This is a genomic window from Streptomyces sp. CNZ287 (genome assembly GCF_007827615.1).
This window is the reverse complement of record NZ_VISV01000008.1, coordinates 88,228-111,359: the sequence shown is the minus strand read 5'-3', so window position 1 is coordinate 111,359 and position 23,132 is coordinate 88,228. Positions and strand designations below refer to the sequence as shown.

The window sequence follows — 23,132 nt, the reverse complement described above, 5'->3', positions numbered from 1 at the left end:
GAGTGTGAGGATCGGTGAATTGTCGCGACTGACGGGTGCGTCCCGTCGGCTACTTCGCTACTACGAGGAGCAGGGGCTGATTGTCCCGGACCGGGGCGCGAACGGGTATCGGGAGTATGACGACCGCTACGTGGACCGGGTCAACCAGATCCGTGGCCTGCTGGATGCGGGGCTCCCCACTCGCATCATCAAGCAGATTCTTCCGTGCCTGGACAAACCTCGATCGATCCACTTTCCCGATGCAACACCGGAGATGCTGGCCTTGCTGGCCGCCGAGCGGGACCGGCTCACCGAGCGGATCGACGTACTCATCCGCAACCGTGATGCGATGAGCGAGTACCTGACTGAAGTCGCACAATGCCGAGCGGCGGCGCCTGGCAGCTCTCACGGAACACCGAACTCCCCGTCGGTGGTGTCAGCAACGTCATGACCCGCAACAGCAAGCCGGGACCACGGGCCGTCAGACCAGCGCGGGCGGGCAGGCCACCAGGAGCGGGACCAGCGGCACCGTCAGCGCGACCGCCGCCACCGCGCCCCGCAGCACCGGGTGCGCGCGCCGCCGCGGGCCCAGCACCCGGCGCAGCCGCACCGGCACCGTGCCGCCGCCGACGGCGAACGCCCCGCGCGGCGCGCGGCAGGCCGCCATCTCGTACATCGCCGTGGCCAGCACCCGGCCCGGGTGCCGCCGCAGCGCGCGGTCGTCCGCGGCCATCTCCAGCAGCAGCGCCGTCTGCCGCCGCACGTGCCGCGCCAGCGGCAGCCCGCGGAACAGGGCGGCGAAGCCGTCCGCCGCCGCCTGCGGCAGGTGGTGCCGGCCGGCGACGTGCGCCCGCTCGTGCTCCAGGACCGCGTCGACCTGCGCGGCCGACAGCAGCCGCAGCGCGCCCTCGCTGACGACGACGCGCGCGCGGCGGCCCGGCAGGCAGTACGCGACGGGCGTGCCGTGCGCCACGACGGTGGCGCCCAGCGCGGAGGAACGGCGGCCGACCATGTCGAGTACGGCGCGATGCCGGGCCCGTACCCGCCGCGCCCGCAGCGCGTGCCCGCCGACGCTCACCGCCACCGCCCCGGCCACGGCGGCCGGCAGCACGCCCGCCAGCCGGCTCGCGACACCCGGGTCGGGCCGCCCGGTGCCGAGGCCGAGGTCCACGCCCCGGTCCAGGCCCAGGCCGCAGGAGTGCAGGAAGCCGACGAAGCTGGCGTGCAGATGCTCGGTGGGCGTCGCCAGGTGGTACGCGGCCAGCGCCACGGAGAGCGTGAACGCCACCGCGAGCGCGTGCCACACGGCGACCGCGAGCCGCGGCGCCCGGTGCGGCCACGCGCCGCGCAGCACGAAGCGCGGCGCGACGACGCCCAGCACGGCCGCGTACCCCAGGACGGGCAGCGCCTCGCTCACCCCGGGCCCCGGCCCTCGCACCGGCGGCCGGCGTCGCTCTCGCGCAGCGCCTTGCGCAGGGCGGCGACCTCGTCGTCGGTCATACCGTCGACGAAGTGGGCGAGGGCGGCGGACCGGTCCTCGCTGGCGCCGAGGGCGTCCTCCATCAGCGCGGCGGAGTACGCCTCCCGGCTGCGGACGGGGGTGTAGAGCCAGGCCCGGCCCTGTTTCGTACGGACCAGCCAGCCCTTCTGGTACAGGATGTTGGCGACGGTCATGACCGTCGTGTAGGCCAGCTCGCGGTCGTTGTTGATATCGTCGACGATCTCGCGGACGGTGGCGGGGCGCTCCCACTTCCACAGCCGGTCCATGATCTCCGCTTCGAGATCCCCCAGCCGCCGCATGATCGTTTCCCCTCCGCAGGCGATGCGCGCAGCCACATCGTAGCCAGGGGCGGCGGCCCTGGCCCGGTGGCGGTGGCAGTGGCGGTGGCGGGCGGGAAGGATCACCTGCGCCAGAGCTGGCCGGTGCAGTTTCCGCAGGGGTTGAGCACCAGGCCGACGTTGATGGCGGGAGGCCCGGCCGTGTCCATGCACAGTCCCGTGGTCTGGTTGACCAACTGGCCGGTGCCGGGACTGTGGTGCCATACCTGGCCGGTGTAGTTCCCGCACGGGTTCACCACCAGGCCGACCCCCGTGGCGGGGGCTCCGGCCGTGTCGAGGCACGGTCCGCTGGGCGGGTTGGCAAAGTGACGATCGTTCTCGTCGTAGGTCCAGCTCTGGCCGGTGCGGTTCGCGCAGGCACGCATGTGTACTTCGACACCGGGCCCCTGGGGACCGTTGGTGTCGATACACGACCCGGCCCGGCAGGACACGTTCGACGAGATGTACCGCAAGCTCTTCGGCACCCAGGCGGAGTGGGGCGGGGCGCAGGAGTCGAAGGATGACGTCTTCCGCGGCTTCGCCCGCGAACTGGGCCTGGACATGGACCGCTTCGACCGCGACCTGGCGGCCCCGCGCACGGCCGACCGGGTACGGGCCGACCAGCGCGACGGCCTCGCCCTGGACGTCCAGGGGACGCCGACGTCTTCCTCGGCGGGGAGAAGATCTCCGACCCGCAGTCGTGCGAGGACTTCGCCGCCGCCATCGACGAAGCGCTCGCGCGCTGACCCGGACGGCTACGGCTTCATGAGGCCGCCGCGCTCCTGGAGCATGTCCCGCATCAGCTTGATCTCCGACTGCTGCCCGCGCAGCGTGGTCTCCGCCAGCCGCCGCACCACCCGCGTCTCCACCGCGCCCGCCGCCATCTGCGACATCTGCACGCCGCCCCGGTGGTGCGCGGTCATCAGCCGGAGGTACAGCACCTCGGCGTCCCGGCCGTCCGCGTCCCGCAGCCGGCGGAGCTGGGTGTCGGTGGCCATGCCGGGCATCAGCGACCCGTCGCGCGCCTCGAAGGGCATCTCGTGGCCCATCCAGGCCATCGGCGGCTCGCCCGACGACTTCGGCAGCTCCCACTCGTCCAGCCAGCCGAGGAGCATGCCGCGCTGGTTGGCCTGGGTGTTGACGACGTCGTAGGCGAGCCTGCGCACGTCCTCGTCGCCGGTGCGGTCGCGCACGATGAGGGACATCTCCACGGCCTGCTGGTGGTGCACGATCATGTCGCGGGCGAACCCGGCGTCGGCGGAGCCGGTGTCCGGGACGCCGGGGGCGTCGTCGTCCGCGCCGGTGGCGAGGACGACGAGGAACGCACCGCAGACGAGGACCGCGGCGGCCAGCATCGCGAGCGGCCACCGCAGGGCGGGCCGGAGGAGCGTCACGCGTCCTTCCCACCGGTGCAGGCGGCACCCTGCTCGGGAGTCTGCGGACCCTGGACGTACTTGTCGAAGAACTTGCCCACCTTCGGGTCGGCCGCCTTCTCGACCGTGAGCTGCTTGCCCCAGGCGGAGAGGGTGATCGCCCCGGTCTGGTCGGGGTGGGGGCTGATCAGCGAGTACGGGGTGTCGGTGACGCGCTCGGAGAGGGTCTTGACGTCCCCTTCCTTCGCCTTGTCGCCGTACGTGACCCACACGGCGCCGTGCTCCAGGGAGTGCACGGCGTTCTCGTCGCGTATCGGCTGGTCGTAGACGTCGCCGTTGCAGTTCTGCCACGCGGGGTCGTGGTCGCCGCCGGCGGGGGGCGTCATCTTGTAGTCGACGTCCTCGGTGACGTGGTTCTGTTCGAGGTCGTCCCAGCTCTGCTCGCCCTTGAGGGGCGCGGCGGCGGCCTTCTCGTCCTCGCGGGCGCTGTCGACGATGAAGTAGCCGCCGACGGCGGTGGCGACCACGACGACGGCGGAGGCGAGATAGGTGATCTGCTTGCTGCGCCGCTCCCGGGCGGCTTCCTTGCGGCGCATCTCCTCGACGCGGGCACGGCGGGCGGCGGCTTTGGACTTGGCGGAACCCATGGTGTGCGGACCCTTCTCCCCGGGGCGCGCGCGAACGCGGCGGGCGCGGGCGCGCGGCGGGGTGTGTGCGTAGGGGTGAGTGGACGGAGTACGGGGTGGGCGCATGCACCGGGCGCCGCGGGCGGCGATCCGGTTCTGGGGCGTGCGCGGGACCCGGCCTGGGGCCTGGCTTCACTCTCGCGTCGTTCGCCCGCAGGGCGGGCGGCGCAGGGGGCACCGCCCACGCCCCCGCGGCGTAGGGGGAGTCTGGTGCGTGCGATCGCAAGGCGGAGGCCGACCGCATAGCGGGCCTCTTCGGCCGATCCCGACAACGCGGCGAGCGTGCGTGCCAGGCTCCCCCACAGCGCGCTGCGCGCCCGTGGGCGGTGCCCCCAGCCGCAGGCGGGAGATTGACGACAGACCCTAGGTCCGCTGGACCTGGAGTTGGTGGAGATCGGGGGTGCGGAGAGCGCCGGGCGGGGCCGGAGCGAGGCCGCAGTCGGCGACGGCGGCCTCGCTGGGCACGTACGAGGGGGCGGTGCCGGGCGGCGGAGAGAACGCGGGCCCGGAGAGGGACGCGACGGGCGCCCGCTCGGAGGCGGCGGGGCACTCCCCGGCGGGGGCGCCGGGGGCGTGGACGGAGGTGCAGTCCAGGGGGAGGGGCGCGGCGCCGGCGGAGGGGGCACCGGCCGGGAGGGGGCCGCGGGGTGGGCCGTCGGGCCGGGGGGTATCGCCGGGCGGGCCGTCGGGCTGGGGGGCATCGCCGGGCCGGAGAGCGACGGCGCGTGCCGGGTCGGCCGGGAGGCTGTCGCCGGGCGGGACCCCGGCCCGGAGGCCGTCGGCAGGCAGGGCATCGCCGGGTGGCGCGTCGGCCGGGAGGCGGTCGGCGGGTGAGGCGTCGGCCCGCGGATCGTCACCCCGTAGCGCGTCGGGGCGAAGCGTCGCCAGGACGTCGGTCTGCGGGGCGTCGGCGCGGAGGACGAGTCCGTGGGCCCCGGCGGTGCCGGAGCGGCCGGCGTCGGCGCAGGACGCCGCCCCGGCGAGGAGGCCCAGGAGGACGAGGACGTAGCCGAGCAGGCGAAGGCGGCGCACCGCGGCGTCCGGAACCCTGCGTGGCCTGGTCATCGCCGCGCATCGTAGCCCGCCCGCCCCCGCCGCAACAGCGCCCCGCACCGACAACGGCCCTCCGCGGCCCCGGCCCCGGCCGCACCACGGCCACCGTTTCGCATCCGCCCCGGGGCCACCACACCAACCCCTCACACCCGCCCAAGGGTAGGCCGCCCCACCGACAACGCCCGCCGAGAAGCCCGGCCCCCCGGGGCCGCGGCACCACCCCCGCCCTCGCCCACCACCAAGCCGCGTCCGCCTCCCCGCACCACGCCCACGCCCACGCCCGAGCCACCCCCGCCCCAGGCCACCCGCACCCGGCCGCCCCCGCCCCGCCGATTACCGTCTGGGGAGAACCGCAGATCACCCCACCCCCGAGGAGCAGCCGTGGCGCAGGCCGGCGGGATCGTCGCCGCCATGGAGCGGCACCAGGTTCCCGTCTACCTCGGGGCCCTCGTCGCCGGCGGGGTCGTCGGGTGGGCCGCGCCCGGCGCCGGACCCGGCCTTGAGCACGCCATCAACCCCGTGCTCGCCGCCCTCCTCTACGTGACCTTCCTCCAGGTCCCCGCCGCCCGGCTGCTCCGCTCCCTGCGCGCCGGCCGCTTCCTCGCCGCCGCACTCGTCGTCAACTTCGCCGTCGTGCCGCTCGTCGTCGCCGCGATGTTCGCCTTCCTCCCCGACGAGCAGGCCATCCGCATGGGCGTCCTGCTCGTCCTCCTCACCCCCTGCGTCGACTACGTCATCGTCTTCAGCGGCCTCGCCGGCGGCAGCAGCCGCCGGCTCCTCGCCGCCACCCCCCTCCTCCTGATCGCGCAGATGGTGTTCCTGCCCGGGTACCTGTACCTCTTCATGGGCTCCGACCTCGCCGACATCGTCGAGGCCGGGCCCTTCGTGGAGGCGTTCGTCGTCCTCATCGCCGTCCCGCTCACCCTCGCCTGGCTCACTCAGGCGTGGGCCGCCCGCCGTCCCGCAGGGCAGAAGACCGCCGGCGCGGCGGGCACCGCGATGGTGCCGCTGATGGCCGCGACCCTCGCGACCGTCGTCGCCTCCCAGGTGCCCAAGGTCGACGACAGCGTCGGGGACGTCGCCCGCGTGGTGCCGTTCTACGTGCTCTTCCTCGCGGTGATGGCCTTCGCGGGACTCGGCGTCGCCCGGCTGTTCCGCCTCGACGTCCCCGCAGGACGCGCGATCGTCTTCACCGGCGCGACCCGCAACTCCCTCGTCGTCCTCCCCCTCGCCCTCGCGCTGCCCGACCGGCTGGCCGCCGCCGCGGTGGTGATCGTCACCCAGACCCTGGTCGAGGTCGTGGGCATGGTGATCTACGTACGCCTCGTGCCCCGGCTGCTGCCCTCCGCCCCGCACGGGATGCCTTGAGCACGTCTGTTCTGTCCGGCATTCCGGAGATGTAAGTTGGAGGGTGAGTCCCCCCGAGGGAGGCTGATGCGATGCCGTGGATCGTCTGGCTGCTCGCCGCCGCGGCACTCGGTGCCGCGGAGTTCTTCACGATGACGCTGGTCTTCGGGCTGCTGGCGGGCGCCGCCCTGGTGGCCGCCGTGGTGGCCGGGGTGGGCGTCGGCGCTCTCGGCCAGTTCGTGGCTCTGGGTGCGGCGGCGGCAGCGGGCCTCGTGGTCGTACGCCCCATTGCCAAGAAGCACATGGCGCAGACACCCCTCTCCCGCGAGGGCAGCGACGCGCTGCTCGGCAAGCGGGCCGAGGTCGTGCAGGAGGTCACCGCGACGCGCGGCCTGATAAAGCTCTCCGGCGAGGAGTGGTCCGCCCGCGCCTTCGACCAGTCCTCGGTGATCCCGGTGGGGGCGCTGGTGGAAGTCATGGAGATCGAGGGCGCCACCGCTGTCGTCTATCCCCGTGAGCTCCTGCCATGAATCGCTGAACACACAGCCAACGGAGGAAGTGTGGACCCGGTCGTCATCCCGATTCTCGTGGCGGTGCTCGCCGTCATCTTTCTGGTGAGCGCCAGTGTGCGGGTCGTCCCGCAGGCACGCCGCTACAACATCGAGCGGTTCGGCCGGTACCGCCGGACGCTGCAGCCCGGTCTGAACTTCGTCGTGCCGGTGGCGGACCGCATCAACACCAAGCTGGACGTGCGCGAGCAGGTCTACTCGTCCGACCCCAGGCCGGTGATCACCGAGGACAACCTCGTGGTCAACATCGACACCGTGCTCTACTACCAGATCACCGACCCGCGGGCGGCGGCGTACGAGGTCTCCGACTATCTGCAGGCGATCGACCAGCTCACCGTCACCACGCTGCGGAACGTCATCGGCGGCATGGACCTGGAGGAGACGCTCACCTCGCGCGAGGAGATCAACGCCCGGCTCCGCACCGTCCTCGACGACGCCACCGGCAAGTGGGGCATCCGGGTCAACCGGGTGGAGATCAAGGCCATCGACCCGCCGCACAGCATCAAAGAGGCGATGGAGAAGCAGATGCGGGCCGAGCGCGACAAGCGCGCGGCCATCCTGCATGCCGAGGGCGAGCGGCAGGCCAAGATCCTCACCGCGGAGGGAACGAAGCAGAGCGACATCCTGGAGGCCCAGGGCACACAGCAGGCCATGATCCTGCGGGCGGACGGTGAGGCGCAGGCCGTGGAGCGCGTCTTCCAGGCCGTCCACCGCAACAACGCCGACCCGAAGATCCTGGCGTACAAGTACCTGGAGACGCTGCCGCACCTGGCGAACAGCGACAACAACACGTTCTGGGTGATTCCCGGCGAGCTGACCGAGGCGGTGCGCACGGTCACCACCGCGTTCGGCGACAAGTCGGCGTCGGGGCCGCCCGAGGTCGCGCAGACGACGCCGACGCCCGACGAGAAGCCGGCCGAGAGCGGTACCGGGGCTCCGGCGCTGGAGGCAGGCGCGGCGCCCACGCTCGATGCGGTGACGGCGGCCGTCGAGGCCGCGAAGGAGGCCGACGCGGCGGTGAGCGAGGCCAAGGCCGAGGCGGAGGCGGCGAGTTCGACGCAGCCGCCGAGGCCGAACCGGAAGAAGGCCGACACCGACGAGTAGACGGCCCTCCGGCCCGGGGCCCCGGGCCGGGATCAGGCCGGGTACGCGTGCGTCTGGATCGCCTTCACGGCCGCCCAGACCTCGGCGCCCGGGTGCAGGTCGAGTTCGGCGGCCGCGGTGGTGGTCAGGTCGGCCGCCAGGGGAAGTTCACCGGTCAGCTCGGCGCGGATCTGGTCCGCGTGGGTTTCCAGTCCCGCGACCGCGCAGCGCCAGACGTTGCGGGCGCTGGAGCCGGTGGGCCGGTCCCGGTGCAGGGTCACGGCGCTGGGCGGGAAGGCGACGAAGACCGGCCCGGTGAGGTCGTCGGCGGTGGTGATCGCGGGTCCTTCTGCGAGGTCGACGGTGTGGCCGCGGGCCCGCCCCCGGTAGAGATTGAGGCCCACGAGGTGGGCGATGTAGTCGGTACGCGGGCGGCGGGCGATCTCCGTGGGGGCGCCCTGCTGCACGATGCGGCCGTCCTCGATGACCACGAGGTGGTCCGCCAGCACCATCGCGTCCAGCGGATCGTGGGTGACGAGCACGGCGACGGCCTCGAAGTCGGCGAGGTGGCGGCGGAGCTGGGCGCGGACCTCCAGGCGGGTACGGGCGTCGAGCGCGGCCAGCGGCTCGTCCAGGAGCAGCAGCCGGGGGCGGGTGGCCAGGGCGCGGGCGAGCGCGACGCGCTGTGCCTGGCCGCCGGAGAGCCGGCGGGGCTTGGCGGCGGCGTGCTCGCTCAGGTCCATCCGCGCCAGCCAGGCGGCGGCCTCGGCGCGGGCCCCGGCCTTGGTGGCGCCGTGGCAGCGTGGCCCGAAGGCGACGTTGTCGAGGGCGCTGAGGTGCGGGAAGAGCAGGTAGTCCTGGAAGACGACCCCGACCGGGCGGTCTTCCGGCGGCGTACGGTCCAACTCCGCGGCGTCGAGGCGCAGATGCCCGTCCGTGAGCGGGACGAGGCCCGCGAGGGCGCGCAGCGCGGTGGTCTTGCCGGCGCCGTTGGGGCCGAGGAGGGCGAGGACGTCGCCGGGGCGGGCGCGGAGCGCGACGTCGAGTTGGAACGCGCCCCGTTCGACCACGAGCCGCGCGTCGAGCCCGCTCTCTCCCGGCATCTCCGCGTCCGCCTCCACGCCGCCCCCTTTGCGTACCGAATCGTCGCTCATGCCGAGGTCATCCAGCGGTCCCGTAGCCCCGCGAGCACCGCCACCGAGACCGCGAGCAGCACCAGGCTCAGCGCGATCGCCGCCTCCGGGTCGCTCTGCAGCGCGAGATAGACGGAGAGCGGCATCGTCTGCGTACGCCCCGGGAAGTTGCCCGCGAACGTGATCGTGGCGCCGAACTCGCCCAGCGCCCGCGCCCACGCCAGCACCGCACCCGCCGCGATGCCCGGCGCGACGAGCGGCAGGGTGACGCGGCGGAAGGCGGTGAAGCGGGAGGCGCCGAGGGTGGTGGCGGCCTCCTCGTAGCGGGGGTCCGCGGCCCGTAGCGTGCCCTCGACGGCGATGACCAGGAACGGCATCGCCACGAACGCCTCCGCGACCACCACCCCCGCGGTCGTGAACGGCAGCGTGACCCCGAACCAGTCGTCCAGCCACCGCCCCACCACCCCGTTGCGCCCCAGCGCCATCAGCAGCGCCACGCCGCCGACCACCGGCGGCAGCACCAACGGCAGCGTCACCAGCGCCCGGACGAGCCCGCGCCCCGGGAACTCCACCCGCGCCAGCAGCCACGCCAGCGGCACCCCGATGACCAGGCTCAGCGCCGTCGCCGCCGTCGCGCACACCAGCGAGAGCCGCAGCGCCTGCCACACCTCGGTGCTGGTCAGCAGCTCCGGCATGCTGCTCCACGGGGCGCGGAGCAGCAGGGCGAGGAGCGGCAGGACCAGGAAAGCGAGGCCGAGCAGCGCCGGTACGAGCAGCGGCAGCGGCGCCCCGCCGCGGCCGGGCGGGCGGGGCCGGGGCCGGGACGCGGTCCGGGACGCGGTCCGGGACGCGGGCCGGGGCCGCACGCGGCGCCGGCGGAGCGGGGCGGGGCCACCGGCCGGGGTGTCCGCCGCCTCGCCCTTGTCCGCGCCGGAGGGGAGCGTCACGGCTTGAGGAACCCGGCCTCGGTGAGCACCTTCTGCCCCGCGGCCGACTGCACCAGCCCGACGAACGCCTCGGCCGCGGCGGCGTTCGGCGCCTCCTCAAGCAGGGTGATCGGGTAGTCGTTGATCGCGCCGGCGGACTCGGGGAAGTCCACACCCTCCACCGTGCCAGCGGCGGCCCGCACGTCGGTCTTGTAGACGACGGCGGCGTCGGCCTCCTTCAGCACCACCTTGGTGAGGGCGGACTTGACGTCCTCCTCGTACGACACGGGGGTGAGCTTCAGCGCGCCGGCGTCCAGGGCCTTCCGCACGGCGGACCCGCAGGGCACGGTCTCGTCGCAGAGCACGACCTTCAGGCCCGGGTCGGTGAGGTCCTTCAGCGAGGCGATCCCGTCCGGGTTGCCGGGCAGGGTGGCGATCTCCAGTCGGTTGCGGACGAAGGTCTCGGGGGTGCCGGCGGCGGCCCCGGCGTCCGCGACGATCTCCATCGTCGTGGGGCTGGCGGAGGCGAAGACGTCGGCGGGGGCGCCGCCGGTGATGCTCGCGGCCAGGGCGTCGCTGCCGCCGAAGCTGAACGTCACGTTCGTACCGGGGTGGTCCTTCTCGAACTGCGCGCCGAGCTTCTCGAAGCTCTCGGTGAGGGAGGCGGCGGCGAAGACGGTGACCTCACCGGACAGCTCACCGGACTCGCCGCCCTTCCCCGGGTCCGAGCCGGGAGCCGGGTCCGAGTCGGAGCAGGCGGTGAGCGCCAGCAGGGCGGCGGCCCCGGCCCCGGCCCCGGCCATACGGAGGGTGGGGCGGCAGCCCCCGGTCCGGCGCGCGGAACGGGTCATCACAGGTCCACTCCCTGACGTCTACGGTCTCTCGACGACCACGTTGGTCGACTTGATCACTGCCACCGCCGGAACGCCCGGCGCCAGCCCCAGTTCCTCGGCCGACTCCCGGCTGACCATGGACACCACCCGGAAGGGACCGGCCTGGATCTCCACCTGCGCCGAGACGTCCCCCAGGTGCACGTCGGTGACGATCCCGGCGAAGCGGTTGCGCGCGGACGACCCGGTGGACCCCCGCTCCGCTCGATGCATCTCGCGGGCGTACGCCGCGAGCGCCGCCCCGGGGATGATCCTGCGCCCCGCGTCGTCGCGCTCGGCGGTCAGCTTTCCGGCGTCGACCAGCCGCCTGACGGTGTCGGCGCTGACACCGAGCAGGGCGGCGGCATCTCCCATCCGGTACGTGTGCATGCGCCCATGATAATGCCGCACCTGCAAGGTGAAAGTCACTGGTCTCTTTGCACAAGCACGTCGATACGAGAGATGGCCTGGCATGTGCGTTTTCACAGACCCGCAGCGCGTGCTCCCTCAGGACCGCCGCGGGGCGTGCCGCTTCACACCGGGCGGCACTCGCCGGTGTGCTCGGCCTCGGAGCACAGGCCGTGGCCCTGGTCGCGGAGGATGTCGCGGCCGGTCTGCTGGGTGAGGAAGTTGAGGAAGGCCGCCGCGATCGAGCCGGCCGGGGGCTCGCCGTAGGTGTACGCGAACTCCGTCTGCCAGTACGGATAGTCGGCGTCCTCGACGCCGGCCGCGGTCGGCTCCCTGCCGTCGATCTTCAGCTTGACCAGCTCGCCCGCCGCCCGGTGGCCGTCCACGCCGGCGGCCTCGCTGTAGCCGATCGCACCGGCCTTGGCCGCGGTGGCGGCCAGCATCGTGTCCGTGCTGCTGACCTCGCAGCGCCCGTACCGCCGCGCCCCCGAAACCGTCCGGCCAATGTTCATCCGGGATCCATGTACGCCATGTCGTGTTCGCTCGGATGCTCAGATCAGCAGGCCGCCGGTGGCGCGGAGGTTCTGGCCGGTGATCCAGGCGGCGTCCGGGCCCGTCAGGAACGAGACCACCGCGGCGATGTCCTCCGGGCGGCCCAGGCGCTGGAGCGCGGTCATGGCCGCGGTCTGGGTGAGGGCCTCCGGTGGGTTGGTGGCGCGGAGGAGGGCCGTTTCCGTGGCGCCGGGGGAGACGGTGTTGACCGTGATCCCGCGGGGGCCCAGTTCCCGGGCGGCGACCTGGGTGAACTGTTCCAGCACCGCCTTGCTCGCGCAGTACAGCGCGTGGCCGGGGGCCGGGACCACCGTGTTGAGGGTGGAGATGTTGACGATCCGGCCGCCGTCCGGCATCAGGGCCGCCGCCTCGCGCATCGCCAGGGCGCCGAACCGCGCGTTCGCCGTCAGCACCCGGTCGAACTCCGCCGCCGTCAGCTCCGCCAGCGGCAGCCGCGGGTTGACCGCCGCGTTGTTGACCAGGATGTCGAGGCCGTCGCGGACGGGGGCGAAGGCGTGGGCGAGGGCGTCCGGTCGCTCCTGGTCGGCGCGGACCGCCTCCGTGCCCGGGACCTCGCGTACGACCTCCGCCGCCGCCGTCTCGTTCTCCTTGTACGTGAAGACCACCCGCGCGCCGTCGCGGGCCAGCCGGGTCACGATCGCCCGGCCGATGCCCCGCGAACCGCCCGTCACCAGCGCCGTCCTACCGTTCAGCAGCATGCGCGGGACGCTATCCGGCGGCCGGCTCCCGGTATTGAAGGTTTGCGCACAGCGCGGTGGGCGTCAGGCCCGTCAGCTCCCGTACGTCCCGGGTGAAGTGCGGCTGGTCGGCGTAGCCGCAGGTGGCGGCGATGGCTGCGAGGTCGTGCGCCGGGTCGGCCAGCCGGCCGACCGCGTGCTGGAGACGGGCGATACGGGCCACCCGGCCCGGCGGCATGCCGATCTCGCGCCGGAAGCCCAGCTCCAGGTACCGGCGGCTGACGCCCAGCCGGGCCGCCAGCGCCGGGATGGGGATCCGGCGGCCGGGACGCTGGAGCCGGTGCCAGGCCGCGGCGAAGGGGGTGGCGGCCGGGCTTCCCGGCCCCGCCGTCAGCCACGCCTCCATCGTCGCCACCAGTACGTCCAGCCTGCGCGGCCCAGCCTCCGCCAGCCGCTCCGCCAGCTCCTCCTCCCGCCGCCGCCCCAGCGCGTCCGCCAGCTCCACCGTCTCGCCCACGAACTCCCGCGCCGGCACCCCCAGCAGCGCCGCCGTCCCCACCGGAGTGAGACCGACGGTGACGCCCTCGCGCCACCGCTGCGTGGTGTGGATGCCGTACGCGGAACGGGCGCCGGTGACGAGGCGGTCGGCGCCGGTGACGTCGATGACGAGGACCGTGGCGTTGACCGGCAGCAGCCGATGGCGCACGGGCGCGCCCCCGCCGGCACGGAACGCCGAGCAGCCGATGACGTACGGCCCCAGCCGGGGCGGCGGCGTACGGACCACCGACTCACAGGGCTCTGCCTGCCGCCGCGCCGGAATGGAGTGCACGTTCACCACCACGATGATTCCTCAAGCCGCTTCACCCCGGCAGCGGCTCACCTGTATTGATCACCGCAGGACGGCATGCGACAACAAGGCCCCCGACAGCCGCTGACTGTCCCTATCCTGGCCTCGCCCCGCACCCCGGGGGGCGGGGCCAGTCCCTCCCCCGGCCATCAAGGAGACCCGGTTGCCCGCCCGTCACAACCTCGCCCACGAGGCCGAACTGTGGGACGCCTACGCCGAGAGCGTCACCAAGGACATCACCGAGCCCGTCCTGGACTGGACGCAGTACGCCGGCCACGGCCCCGGCCCCGAACTCCTCGGCGAGCCCGGGACGGCGCTGGAGATCGGATGCGGCACCGGCCGCGCGGCCGCGTACCTCGCCGACCGGGGCGTCGAGGTCACCGGCATCGACCTGTCCCCGGTCATGGTCAAGCGCATCACCGCGCACTGGGCGGGCCGCGGGCCGCAGTTCGTCCGCGCCGAGGTGCTCGACTACCTCACCGGCACCGACCGCACGTGGGACGCGGTGTACTCCATCTTCGGCGCCGTTTGGTTCACCGACCCCGCCAAGCTGCTTCCGCTCGTCGCCCGACGCCTCACCCCCGGCGGCGTCTTCGCCTTCTCCCAGCCGCCCGCCATCCCCGGCGCCTACGGACCCCAGGGCATGTACAAGAGCGGCTTCGCCGGAAAGGCCATGTACACCTACCGCTACAGCTACACGCCACGGAAGTGGCGCACCCTCCTGGAGCGGGCCGGTTTCACCGATATCAGCGTCGACATCCTCGGCGCCCCCACCCGGGACCACATCGGCACCCTCATCGCCCGTGCCGCCCTGGTCGCTTGAACACCCGCCGCCCCCGGGTGACGCGTCATGCGGAACTCAGGACGGGCGGCTCGTGGTGAGAGTTATCCGGCCGTCGGTCCGGGCCGGCAGGAGCCGGGCGAGTTTCTGCAGCGACGGACCTCGCGCGTAGTGCCAGTGCACCGCGATCGGCGTGTCGACATGCACCCTGAGGGCGATCCGTGCGCCGGGTGGCACGCCGGGGAGCTTGCACGAGGCCCAGACGAGCTTGCCGGGGCCGGTGCGGTCGGAGGTGCGGCGGGCGTCGCCGATGTCGTGGACCTCGATGCGGCGAGCATAGTCCTCGGCGGTGACGTGCGCCCGGAACCGGCGGCCCCGGCATCTCACCCACATTTACCAGCGGGTTTCTGATATTCTGAATTCATGAGGATGATGAGCGCAAGCGAGGCTTCCCGGAGCTTCGCTTCGGTGCTGGACCAGGCGGAGCATGGGGAAACCATCGTGATCACCCGCAACGGCAGACGTCTGGCGATCCTCGGGCCGGCACCCAGCGGGAACGGCGCTGCGCTTGCCGACGTGCTGGAAGCACACGCCGCGGCTCTCGACGAGGACTTCGCGTCCGATGTGCTGGAGACCCGAAAGCTGCTGACTCTGGAGGACCCGTGGGAAGGGTGATCCTCGACACGGGTGTCCTTGCTGCGGTCGATCGCGGCCGGGTTGAGCTGGCCAAGCTGTTGCGCGCCCGGGATGACGACATCACCATCGCTGCCGTCACGGCGGCTGAACTGCTGCAGGGCGTGGAACTCGCGGCGGACGAGCTGACCACACGCCGTCGCCAGGGATTCGTCGACGCGGTGCTCGCCATAGTCCCGGTGGATGACTACACGCTGGATGTGGCGCGTGTGCATGCCCGGTTGCTGGCGTACACCCGGAAGCTGGGCAAGCCGCGCGGTGCGCACGACCTGATCATCGCGTCGACGGCGATTGCCACGAACCGGACGGTGATGACCACAGACGCCCATGCGAAGTTCGATGAACTGCCCGGCGTCGCCGCAGAGATGTTCCCCGTCCCCTAACTCGGCCCGCACCCCGAGGTCGCCAAGCGCCACGGCCGACCCGCGCCTCCCACGGACCTCCGGGTGACCGCGGGGGCCGCGATGCCGCGATCTTCTCCCCCGCCGTCACAGGGGTTACAGTCGGGGCCCCGGACCGCGGCGACGGGAGGCATCCCGCTATGGCGACCCCGACTCCCTTTCCCCGCAGGCGGTTTCTGCTCGCGAGCGGGGCCACCGCCGCCGGGCTGGCCCTCGGCACGCCGGGGATCGGCGCCGCCGCCTCCGGGCCCGGTCCTGAAGCCCTGCTCTACCACCGGCTCCTGCTGCGCCACACCCGCTGGGTCGAGACGCAGTGGGACGACGCCGCCGGGCGCTACCCGCTCGCCGACTTCGGCTTCGTCAGCGTCCTCGGCAACGCCGTGCTGCTCACCCACGGCACGTACGACGCGGACCTCGCGGGCGTCGACCGCGACACGCTCGCCGACCACACCGTGCGGACCATCCGGCACTTCGCCGCCACCAACTTCTGGGCCACCGGCGCGACCTGGGGCGGCGGCGGGTACGAGTGGGGCGGGCGGGTGTTCTGGGACGGGACGTTCGAGTCGTACTTCGTCGCCGCCGCCCGGCTGCTCTGGGACGACCTCGACGCCGCCACCCGTGCGCACGTCGACGCCATCGCCGTCCGCGGCGCGCAGTACGTCGCGGGCCTCGGTGCCGGCGAGGATCCCCGCAGCGGCGGCTGGTCGTCCAACGGGCTCACCGGCGGGCACCGCGGCGACTCGAAGATCGAGGAGATGGGCGCGAAGTCGATGCCGCTGGCCACGGGCCTCGCGTACCACCCGGGCCACGCCGACGCCCCCGCCTGGCGCGAGTGGCTGACCCGCTGGATGTCGAACATGACGGGGCTGCCCTCCGCGGACCGCGAGAACGGCACGCTCATCGACGGCCGTCCGGTGTCCGAATGGAACACCGCGCAGAACATGTACGAGGCCCACGTCGTCGAGAACCACGGCACCTACGCGCCCATGTACCAGCAGTCCACGGGCGCGTACCCCGGGCGCAACGCCCTCCACTTCCTCATCGCCGGCGCCCCGCTGCCCGAGGTGCTCGCCAAGCAGCCCAACGCGGCCGGCCTCTGGCACACGATGACCCACCTCGGCACCGCCGCCGGGCTCTCCTCGCACCCCATGGTGGCCGACCGCTACCACCTCTACGGCCGCGACGTGCTCCCCCTGACCTGGCGCCGGATGGGCCAGGCCGACCCGTACACCGCCCGCGCGGAGCGGATGCTCGCCGCGCATCTGGAGCCGTATCTCGCGTACCCGCCGGAGAACCGGCTGACGAAGTTCAGCGGCGAGCCGAAGTACGAGCCGGAGGCGCGCGCGGAGGTGGCGATCGCGTACCTGCTGCACGTCTGGCGCGACCGGCTGCACGGCGACGTACGGCCGGTGAGCGAGGCCCGCTACTGGGCGAGCGTGACCGGGGCGACGGACTACGGCGCCGAAGTCGGGCTCGTCGCGCACCAGTCGGCGCAGGCCCTGGCGATGGCGGTGAGCAAGGCGGGGCACGTGAAGTTCGCGTTCCTGCCCGAGCACGACGACTGGCTCTTCGACGTCACGGGCGCCGCCCCCGCGTTCCTGCCGGGCACCGCGCTCGCGGTCACCGGCCGCCGCGTCGCCCGCTACACCCGGGCCGCCGACGGCTTCGACGGCTCCGCCACGGTGCTGCGCCTCGCGCAGGGCACCGCGGGCTACGCGACGCTGCCCACCGGCGCGGTCGTCTACGCCACGTCCGGCCTCGCCGCCGACGAGGGGCGGCTGCGGCTGCACACGCTGACCATGCCGGGCGTACGGGGCCTCGACGGCGACCGTACGTTCCACGGCCCCGGCGGCGCCGTCACCCTGGCGCCCGACGGCGGCGACGGCGGGGTGGACGAGGTGCGCTTCCCCGCGGTCGCGGCGCGGCACGTGCGGATGCTCGGCGCCCGGCCCGCGACGCAGTACGGCTACTCCCTCTGGCGCGTCGAGGTCTACGCCCCCGGCTCCGCCACCGACCTGGCCCGCGGCCGTACCGCCACCGCCTCGTCCGCCGACCCCGCCTACCCCCCGCCGCACGCCACGGACGGCGACCCCGCCACCCGCTGGGCGGTGGCCCGCGCGGAGCGGCCGCGGGCGGACAGCTGGCTGGCGGTGGACCTGGGCGCGGAGCAGCGGGTGGACCGGGTGCTGCTGGGATGGGAGGCGGCGTACGGCGCGGAGTACCGGGTGCAGGTGTCCGCCGACGGCACCGGCTGGCGCGACGTGGCGGCGGTGCCCACGGCGCACCGCTTCACAGGGAACTGGGTGAACGTCGACGACCGGGCCGGTTTCGTCGTACGCGGCGGAAGCAACCCGATCCGCGTGACGGCCGGCTCCGTCACCCTCTCCGCGGGCCCGGACGCCCCGCTGATCGCCGAGGGCTACCCGGCGCAGCGCGCGGGCCGCACCCGCGCCCTGGCGGCGGCCCCCGCACCGACCACGGACGTGCCCGGCGTCGCGGCCGCCCTGGCCGACGGCCACCTCGCCGTCTTCAACCTCACCGACGCCCCCGTCCGGGCGACCGTCCACGTCCCCGCGGGAACGGACGGGGAGCCCGCCCGCACCGTCCGCGTCGACCTCCCCGCCGCCGCGGCCACGATCCTGCCGCCCGCCTCCGGTGCGTGACGTCCGCTACTGCGCGGGTTGCGGGGGTGCGGGAGGATCGTCCGGTCATGGGTCTGGGGTGCGGGTCGGGGAGGTTCGGGATGGGGCGGGGTTTCGGGGTCCTGGCCGCGGTGTGCGCGGGTGCGGTGCTCCTGGCCGGGTGCGGTGAGGAGAGCGGTTCCGCTACGGGTACGGGTACGCCGTCGAGCGGCGGCTCCCCCTCCACCGCGGAGGAGTACGCCGAAGCGACGCGGAAGGAGCACGACCGCGCGTGGCCCGGCATCGCGCGGAAGTGCCGCGACGTGCGGCCGGAGCCCACGGCCCGGGCGGAGGGCGAGGAGGGCGTACCCGAGAACCCCAAGTACGGGGAGAACAACGCCTACAAGCAGACCACCGACGTCACCCCCGACGAGCTGTGCCGGGGCGAGGCCCACGCCGCACGCATCGCCGCGGCGCTTGAGGACGCCGCCCCCGCCGACCTCAGGGACGAGGAACGGACGCGGCGCCTCTTCGAGGACCTCGGCTACGGCCCGGACACGGTCTCCGCGCGGCAGAACGACGCCGCCCTCGTCTGGTGGGACGTCATGGTGGCCGGGGCCGGCCCGTGCATCAGCGGCAACACCGACCCGGCCGCCGGGATCGACGTGCACGGCGTCTACATGGAAGGCGGCTGCACCGAGCCCGTCGGCGGGCACTGACCAACTGCGGAGGACCGCGGTTTGACGCGCGGGCCGTCCGCGCTGTTGGCTGCCCGGGTGTCCGATCTCCGCTTCACGCCGCCGGCCGACGACGAGGCGCTCCGGGACTGGCGCCGCGTCCACAACGCGACGATCCCGACGCATCACCTCTCTCTGGACGACGTACGGGACCGGGCGTGGCGGCACCGCCTGGAGCTGGCCTACGCCGGCGGGGTGCTCGTCGGCTGCAGCACCGTGCGCCCGCCCGAGGACGGCACCCGCACCGCCACCGTCATCGCCCGCGTCCTCGCCGAGCACCGCGGCCGGGGCATCGGCGAGGAGCTGTACGCGCGCGGGCTCTTCCGGGCGTGGGAGCTGGGCGCGGAGCAGATCGCGACGGTGGTGCTGTCGTCGAACGACAGCGGACTGCGGTTCGCGCACAAGCACGGCTTCGTCGAGACCGAGCGCTACGTGCTGCCGGGCGAGACGATCCCCTGGATCGACATGAAACTGGCCTCTTAGAGCGTGTCGTAGGCCCCGCGGCCGACGCCGGGCGCGCGGGTCGCGTGGATCCCGGCCCGCCTGCGCGCGTGTCCCGCTGTCAGTGGCGGCGGGCAGCATTGCCGCCATGCGGGCGCTGGCGGCGGCCGGACTCGACCGTATCGGCTGGATAGCCGCAGGACTCGCCGCCCTGGACCGGGGCGAGGACCTGCCGGAGCCGTTCGATGACGAGGGGCGGGCCTTCGACCGGCTCTTCACCGACCCGAGCGTTCCCCGGACCCTCGTGCCCGCCCCCGGCGGCGGGAACGACGACGTGCTCCAGCAGGCCATGGCGCTGCCCGCGCTGCTCGCCGCCGCCGGCCCCGACCCGCTGAGGGCCGCTCTGGAGGCGCTCGCGCACGCCGCCGTGACCTGGGGCGGCGCCCGCCAGGAGCTGTTCGCCCAGGCCCGCGCCCAGTTGCCGGGCTGACGGCACGCACGGGCTCCCGCCCGGCCGCCCGGCCACGTCCCCCACCGCCGCTCCACACCTCCCTGACCACCGCTTCTCTTCCGGTATCAAGGTCTGCACACCCGTTGACCCTCATGTGGACCCCGTGTATACCTGCCACATGCACGGTGGATCCACCGCCGGTACGGCTCGTCCCCTGGCCCCGATGTGTGGAGATGTTCAATGGCACCAATCAGCAGGCGGCACCTCCTCGCCGCCGGCGGCGGCGCGCTCGGCAGCGCCGCGCTGGCCGCGTGCGGCAGCCCGGTCAACCTGCCGTCGTCGATGGAGGAGGTCACGCCCCGGCCCGGCGGCCCGAGCCGCGGCGGGGTGCTGCACTTCGGGCTCTCCACGGACCCGGCCAACCTCGATCCGCACGTCACCACGGGCGCCGCGTCGGACCTGCTGCGGCAGCTCACGTACAACGCGCTGCTGCAGTACGACGGCGACGGCGAGATCATCGGCGACCTGGCCGCCGAGTTCGGCTGGGCCGACGACACGACGTACGAGGTCAAGCTCCGCCCCGGGGTCCGCTTCCACGACGGCTCGCGGCTGACCACGAAGGACGTCGCGTTCTCGTTCCGCCGGATGAGGGACGAGAAGACCGCGGCGACCACGGGCCCGCTCCTCGACCTGATCGAGGAGGTCGAGGCCAAGGACGACACCACGGTCCTCTTCCACCTCAGGCAGGCGGACTCCACGATCCCGTTCGTCCTCGCCAACCCGACCGCGAACATCGTCTCCCAGCGCTGGATCGAGTCGGGCGTCGACCCCAAGACGCAGGTCATGGGCACGGGACCGTTCCGGTTCGTGGAGCGCATCCCCGGCGTGAGCACGACGTACGAGCGCTTCGACGAGTACTTCGAGCCCGAGCTGCCGTACCTCAACGCGATGGTCTTCCAGCCGATGAGCGACGACTACGCCCGCGTCACGGCCCTGCGCACCGCCACCGTCGACATGATCGACTACGTCCCCGCCACCCACGTCGACGTCATCAGCGAGAACCCCCGGCTGCGCTTCGCCTCGGACCGCAGCTTCGGCTTCGGCTTCGTCGGCTTCGTCACCAGCAAGCCGCCGTTCGACGACGTACGCGTCCGCAGGGCCGTCGCGATGGCGATCAACCGGGACTCCGTGCTGGAGACCGCGCTCCTCGGCCACGGCCAGCCGATCGACGGCGCGCTGATGCCCCCGGCCTTCGCGCGCTACTCCGGCTCCCTCGACAACACCATGGACTACGACCCCGAGCAGGCCCGCTTCCTCCTCAAGCAGGCCGGCCAGGAGAACCTGACGCTGCCGACCGTCACCACCAGCACGTATTCGGTCATCGCCCGCCCCGCCCAGGCCATGCTCCCCGGCATCCGGGCGGCCGGGGTGGACGTGCGGCTGACCCAGCAGGAGTGGCTGACCTTCCGGGCCAGCGTCGAGGCCAAGTCGTACCCCGTGCACTCCTGGGGCACCGCGCCGAAGTTCGGCGACCCCGCCTCCCTCAGCGACTTCCTCGGCAGCACCGGCACGTTCACCAAGAACACCGACTTCAAGGACGAGCGCCTCGACCAGCTCCTGGCCGAGGGCCGCCGCACCCGCGACCGCGCGCTGCGCGACGAGATCTACCGGGACGTCGAGCAGCGGGCCCTGGAGCTGGTGCCGATGACCTGGACCGTACGCCGCCAGCAGGGCGAGGCGCACTACGACTACGTCAAGGGCTACCGGCACCCGCCGAAGGGCTCGTGGACCGGAGTGACGCTGCGCCGCATATGGATGGACAAGAAATGAGACGGTTCCTCCTCACCAGATTCGCGCAGGCGGCACTGCAGCTCTTCGCCGTCGGCAGCATCGTGTTCCTCCTCGTCCGCCTCATCCCCGGCGACCCGGCGCGCGCCGCGCTCGGCGAGGGCGCCACCGAGGAGCAGGTGGCGCAGACCCGCGAGGCGATGCACCTCAACGACTCCTTCGTCAGCCAGTACGTCGGCTTCTGGGGCCGGCTCTTCCAGGGCGACCTCGGCACCTCGCTGCTGAGCAGCCGCCCCGTGATGCAGGACCTGCCGAACCGGCTGGGCAACTCCCTGGAGCTGGTGCTCGTCTCGCTGATCATCGCGGTCACGCTGGGCGTGCTGCTCGGCCGGGTCGCGGCCACCCGCGCGGACAAGCCCGCCGACCACGCGCTGGTCGCCGGCTCGATCTTCGGCATCTCGCTGCCGGTGTTCGTCGTCGGCACGCTGCTGCTGATGGTCTTCGCGTTCCTCGTGCCGATCCTGCCGCCGCAGCGCTTCACCACGCCCTGGCAGGATCCGGTGACCCACCTGCAGATCCTCGTCCTCCCCGTCGTCACGCTCACCGCCGCCTCGTGCGCGGTCATCACGCGCATGACGCGCGCCGCGATGCTGGAGACCCTCTCCGCGGACTACGTACGCACCGCCCGCTCCAAGGGCCTCGCCGAGCAGCGGGTCATCAAGGATCACGCGCTGCGCACCGCGCTGCTGCCGGTGGCGTCCGCGACGACGGTGGAGCTGACCACGCTGATCGGCAGCACCGTGCTGGTGGAGACGATCTTCGGCTGGCCCGGGGTGAGTTCGCTGCTGATGAGCGCGGTCGGGCAGCGCGACTACCCCGTCATCCAGGCCGTCGTCCTCGCGGTCGCGGCCGTCGTCATCCTCGTCAACCTCGTCGGCGACCTGGTCGTACGAGCCCTCGACCCGCGGGCGGAGGAAGCCTGACATGCCGACCGTCGAACTCACCACTGCCCCGCCACCGCCCACCGCCGCCACCCCGCCCCGCCGGGGCGGCCGGCACCTGCTGCGCAGCCTCGCCGCCAACCGGCGCACGTCGATCGCCGGCGGCTTCCTGCTGCTGGTCTTCGCCGCCGCCCTGCTCGCCCCGGTGATCGCGCCGCACGACTACCGCGACATCGCCGGCACCCCGCTCACCCAGGGCGGCATGCTCGGCATCGACGACTACGGGCGCGACGTCTTCTCCCGGCTGCTCATCGGGCTGCGGACGTCGCTGGCCGTCGCGCTCTCCGCGGTCCTCATCGCCGGCGCCATCGGCACCACGCTCGGCCTGGTCGCCGGGTACGGCGGCCGCTGGGCGTCGAGCATCATCATGCGCGGCATCGACATCCTGCTCAGCTTCCCGCCCATCGTGCTGGCCATCGCCGTGGTCGCCGCGATGGGGCCCGAGCTGGTCAACGTCGTCATGGTCATCGGCGTGCTGTACATCCCGCGGTTCACCAGGATCGTCTACAGCCAGGTGCTCGCGATCCGCAGTGTGGAGTACGTCGAGGCCGCCGAGATCATGGGCACCGGGCGCAGCACCATCCTGCTGCGCACGATCCTGCCGAACGTCGCCGCGCCGGTGATCGTGCAGCTCAGCCTCTCGGTGAGCTTCGCGATCCAGATGGAGGCGGGGCTGAGCTTCCTCGGCCTCGGCGCCCAGCCGCCGCTGCCGTCGCTCGGCACGATGGTCGGCGCGGGCCGCGACTTCCTGGAGGTCCAGCCCACGCTGCTGATCTACCCGTCGGTGCTGATCATCCTCATCGTGCTGGCCCTCAACGTCTTCGGCGACGGCCTGCGCGACCTCCTCGACCCCCGCCGCAGCGGCACCGACTCGTGA

The 23,132-nt window shown here is 73.3% G+C and carries 28 protein-coding genes and 1 pseudogene; 15 read left to right on the top strand and 14 right to left on the bottom strand.

Translation table 11 applies throughout. The features are described from left to right. The first annotated feature begins 4 nt into the window (after positions 1-4). Positions 5-430, top strand: a complete 426-nt coding sequence (locus tag FB457_RS16745; protein WP_047016958.1) for a MerR family transcriptional regulator — start codon at positions 5-7, stop codon at positions 428-430. 30 nt (positions 431-460) lie between these two features. Here FB457_RS16745 and FB457_RS16740 read toward each other — a convergent pair whose 3' ends face one another. The 3 genes from FB457_RS16740 to FB457_RS16730 all read right to left on the bottom strand — a co-directional run bounded on the left by FB457_RS16740 (position 461) and on the right by FB457_RS16730 (position 2,249). Further along, positions 461-1,396, bottom strand: coding sequence for a M56 family metallopeptidase (locus tag FB457_RS16740; protein WP_145782300.1), 936 nt, complete (start codon positions 1,394-1,396; stop codon positions 461-463). Then, positions 1,393-1,779, bottom strand: a complete 387-nt coding sequence (locus tag FB457_RS16735; protein WP_047016956.1) for a BlaI/MecI/CopY family transcriptional regulator — start codon at positions 1,777-1,779, stop codon at positions 1,393-1,395. Before FB457_RS16735 ends, FB457_RS16740 begins: the two co-directional genes overlap by 4 nt. Before the next feature lie 101 nt (positions 1,780-1,880). Continuing rightward, positions 1,881-2,249, bottom strand: a complete 369-nt coding sequence (locus FB457_RS16730) for an RICIN domain-containing protein (protein ID WP_486589050.1) — start codon at positions 2,247-2,249, stop codon at positions 1,881-1,883. Here FB457_RS16730 and FB457_RS36180 point away from each other — a divergent pair. Next, positions 2,182-2,403, top strand: a pseudogene (locus tag FB457_RS36180) (DsbA family protein); the annotation flags it as partial. The gene FB457_RS16730 and the pseudogene FB457_RS36180 overlap by 68 nt on opposite strands. 149 nt (positions 2,404-2,552) lie before the next feature. On the opposite strand, the gene FB457_RS16720 reads toward FB457_RS36180, so the two are convergent. From FB457_RS16720 to FB457_RS16710, 3 genes are all read right to left on the bottom strand, one after another. Further along, positions 2,553-3,212, bottom strand: a complete 660-nt coding sequence (locus FB457_RS16720) for a DUF305 domain-containing protein (RefSeq protein ID WP_145782351.1) — start codon at positions 3,210-3,212, stop codon at positions 2,553-2,555. Then, positions 3,188-3,817, bottom strand: a complete 630-nt coding sequence (locus FB457_RS16715; RefSeq protein WP_047016954.1) for a thioredoxin-like domain-containing protein — start codon at positions 3,815-3,817, stop codon at positions 3,188-3,190. Before FB457_RS16715 ends, FB457_RS16720 begins: the two co-directional genes overlap by 25 nt. Before the next feature lie 402 nt (positions 3,818-4,219). Beyond that, the gene (locus FB457_RS16710) at positions 4,220-4,921 is read right to left on the bottom strand and encodes a hypothetical protein (RefSeq protein ID WP_145782298.1); all 702 of its coding nucleotides are present in this window, start codon (positions 4,919-4,921) and stop codon (positions 4,220-4,222) included. Positions 4,922-5,320: 399 nt separating this feature from the next. Here FB457_RS16710 and FB457_RS16705 point away from each other — a divergent pair, with 399 nt between their 5' ends. The 3 genes from FB457_RS16705 to FB457_RS16695 all read left to right on the top strand — a co-directional run bounded on the left by FB457_RS16705 (position 5,321) and on the right by FB457_RS16695 (position 7,929). Next, entirely contained in the window at positions 5,321-6,277 is a 957-nt protein-coding gene (locus FB457_RS16705) for an arsenic resistance protein (protein WP_047020153.1), read from the top strand. A 71-nt stretch (positions 6,278-6,348) separates the two neighbouring features. Further along, on the top strand, positions 6,349-6,786 hold the full coding sequence (locus tag FB457_RS16700) for an NfeD family protein (RefSeq protein ID WP_145782297.1): 438 nt from the start codon (positions 6,349-6,351) through the stop codon (positions 6,784-6,786). Between the two features lie 30 nt (positions 6,787-6,816). Further along, positions 6,817-7,929, top strand: coding sequence for an SPFH domain-containing protein (locus FB457_RS16695; protein WP_145782295.1), 1,113 nt, complete (start codon positions 6,817-6,819; stop codon positions 7,927-7,929). 32 nt (positions 7,930-7,961) lie between these two features. Here FB457_RS16695 and FB457_RS16690 read toward each other — a convergent pair whose 3' ends face one another. The 7 genes from FB457_RS16690 to FB457_RS16660 form a co-directional block, all read right to left on the bottom strand. After that, on the bottom strand, positions 7,962-9,062 hold the full coding sequence (locus FB457_RS16690) for an ABC transporter ATP-binding protein (RefSeq protein WP_145782294.1): 1,101 nt from the start codon (positions 9,060-9,062) through the stop codon (positions 7,962-7,964). Further along, positions 9,059-9,988 (bottom strand): ABC transporter permease, encoded by a 930-nt coding sequence (locus tag FB457_RS16685; RefSeq protein ID WP_145782293.1) that lies wholly within the window; start codon positions 9,986-9,988, stop codon positions 9,059-9,061. The genes FB457_RS16690 and FB457_RS16685 overlap by 4 nt, the downstream gene beginning before the upstream one ends. Then, positions 9,985-10,818, bottom strand: coding sequence for a molybdate ABC transporter substrate-binding protein (gene modA / locus FB457_RS16680; protein ID WP_145782292.1), 834 nt, complete (start codon positions 10,816-10,818; stop codon positions 9,985-9,987). The genes FB457_RS16685 and modA overlap by 4 nt, the downstream gene beginning before the upstream one ends. A gap of 21 nt (positions 10,819-10,839) precedes the next feature. Beyond that, entirely contained in the window at positions 10,840-11,226 is a 387-nt protein-coding gene (locus tag FB457_RS16675) for a TOBE domain-containing protein (RefSeq protein WP_173534862.1), read from the bottom strand. Between the two features lie 143 nt (positions 11,227-11,369). Continuing rightward, positions 11,370-11,756 (bottom strand): substrate-binding domain-containing protein, encoded by a 387-nt coding sequence (locus FB457_RS16670; RefSeq protein WP_347611926.1) that lies wholly within the window; start codon positions 11,754-11,756, stop codon positions 11,370-11,372. 39 nt (positions 11,757-11,795) lie between these two features. Beyond that, positions 11,796-12,515: an SDR family oxidoreductase gene (locus FB457_RS16665; protein WP_145782291.1), complete on the bottom strand. Its 720-nt coding sequence runs from the start codon at positions 12,513-12,515 to the stop codon at positions 11,796-11,798. Between the two features lie 10 nt (positions 12,516-12,525). Continuing rightward, positions 12,526-13,335, bottom strand: a complete 810-nt coding sequence (locus FB457_RS16660) for a helix-turn-helix domain-containing protein (RefSeq protein WP_145782289.1) — start codon at positions 13,333-13,335, stop codon at positions 12,526-12,528. A 169-nt stretch (positions 13,336-13,504) separates the two neighbouring features. Here FB457_RS16660 and FB457_RS16655 point away from each other — a divergent pair, with 169 nt between their 5' ends. Next, the gene (locus FB457_RS16655) at positions 13,505-14,164 is read left to right on the top strand and encodes a methyltransferase domain-containing protein (protein ID WP_145782288.1); all 660 of its coding nucleotides are present in this window, start codon (positions 13,505-13,507) and stop codon (positions 14,162-14,164) included. Positions 14,165-14,200: 36 nt separating this feature from the next. On the opposite strand, the gene FB457_RS16650 is transcribed toward FB457_RS16655, so the two are convergent. Beyond that, positions 14,201-14,509 carry a hypothetical protein gene (locus FB457_RS16650; RefSeq protein WP_186461999.1) on the bottom strand — a complete coding sequence of 103 codons (309 nt, stop codon included), beginning with the start codon at positions 14,507-14,509 and terminating at the stop codon, positions 14,201-14,203. A 36-nt stretch (positions 14,510-14,545) separates the two neighbouring features. On the opposite strand from FB457_RS16650, the gene FB457_RS16645 reads away from it, so the two are divergent. The 9 genes from FB457_RS16645 (at position 14,546) to FB457_RS16605 (ending at position 23,132) form a co-directional block, all read left to right on the top strand. Beyond that, complete coding sequence (locus FB457_RS16645; RefSeq protein ID WP_047016944.1) at positions 14,546-14,797, top strand: type II toxin-antitoxin system Phd/YefM family antitoxin; 252 nt, start codon at positions 14,546-14,548, stop codon at positions 14,795-14,797. Then, on the top strand, positions 14,794-15,198 hold the full coding sequence (locus FB457_RS16640) for a PIN domain-containing protein (protein WP_253911319.1): 405 nt from the start codon (positions 14,794-14,796) through the stop codon (positions 15,196-15,198). Before FB457_RS16645 ends, FB457_RS16640 begins: the two co-directional genes overlap by 4 nt. Positions 15,199-15,356: 158 nt before the next feature. After that, entirely contained in the window at positions 15,357-17,879 is a 2,523-nt protein-coding gene (locus FB457_RS16635) for a discoidin domain-containing protein (protein ID WP_145782287.1), read from the top strand. 80 nt (positions 17,880-17,959) lie between these two features. Further along, positions 17,960-18,556, top strand: a complete 597-nt coding sequence (locus FB457_RS16630; RefSeq protein WP_145782285.1) for a hypothetical protein — start codon at positions 17,960-17,962, stop codon at positions 18,554-18,556. 57 nt (positions 18,557-18,613) lie between these two features. Continuing rightward, positions 18,614-19,057 carry a GNAT family N-acetyltransferase gene (locus tag FB457_RS16625; RefSeq protein ID WP_047020149.1) on the top strand — a complete coding sequence of 148 codons (444 nt, stop codon included), beginning with the start codon at positions 18,614-18,616 and terminating at the stop codon, positions 19,055-19,057. Between the two features lie 106 nt (positions 19,058-19,163). Beyond that, on the top strand, positions 19,164-19,505 hold the full coding sequence (locus FB457_RS16620; RefSeq protein WP_145782284.1) for a hypothetical protein: 342 nt from the start codon (positions 19,164-19,166) through the stop codon (positions 19,503-19,505). Positions 19,506-19,706: 201 nt separating this feature from the next. Continuing rightward, positions 19,707-21,296, top strand: coding sequence for an ABC transporter substrate-binding protein (locus FB457_RS16615; RefSeq protein WP_145782283.1), 1,590 nt, complete (start codon positions 19,707-19,709; stop codon positions 21,294-21,296). Further along, positions 21,293-22,237 carry an ABC transporter permease subunit gene (locus tag FB457_RS16610; protein WP_145782282.1) on the top strand — a complete coding sequence of 315 codons (945 nt, stop codon included), beginning with the start codon at positions 21,293-21,295 and terminating at the stop codon, positions 22,235-22,237. The genes FB457_RS16615 and FB457_RS16610 overlap by 4 nt, the downstream gene beginning before the upstream one ends. 1 nt (position 22,238) lies before the next feature. Continuing rightward, positions 22,239-23,132: an ABC transporter permease gene (locus FB457_RS16605; protein ID WP_047016938.1), complete on the top strand. Its 894-nt coding sequence runs from the start codon at positions 22,239-22,241 to the stop codon at positions 23,130-23,132.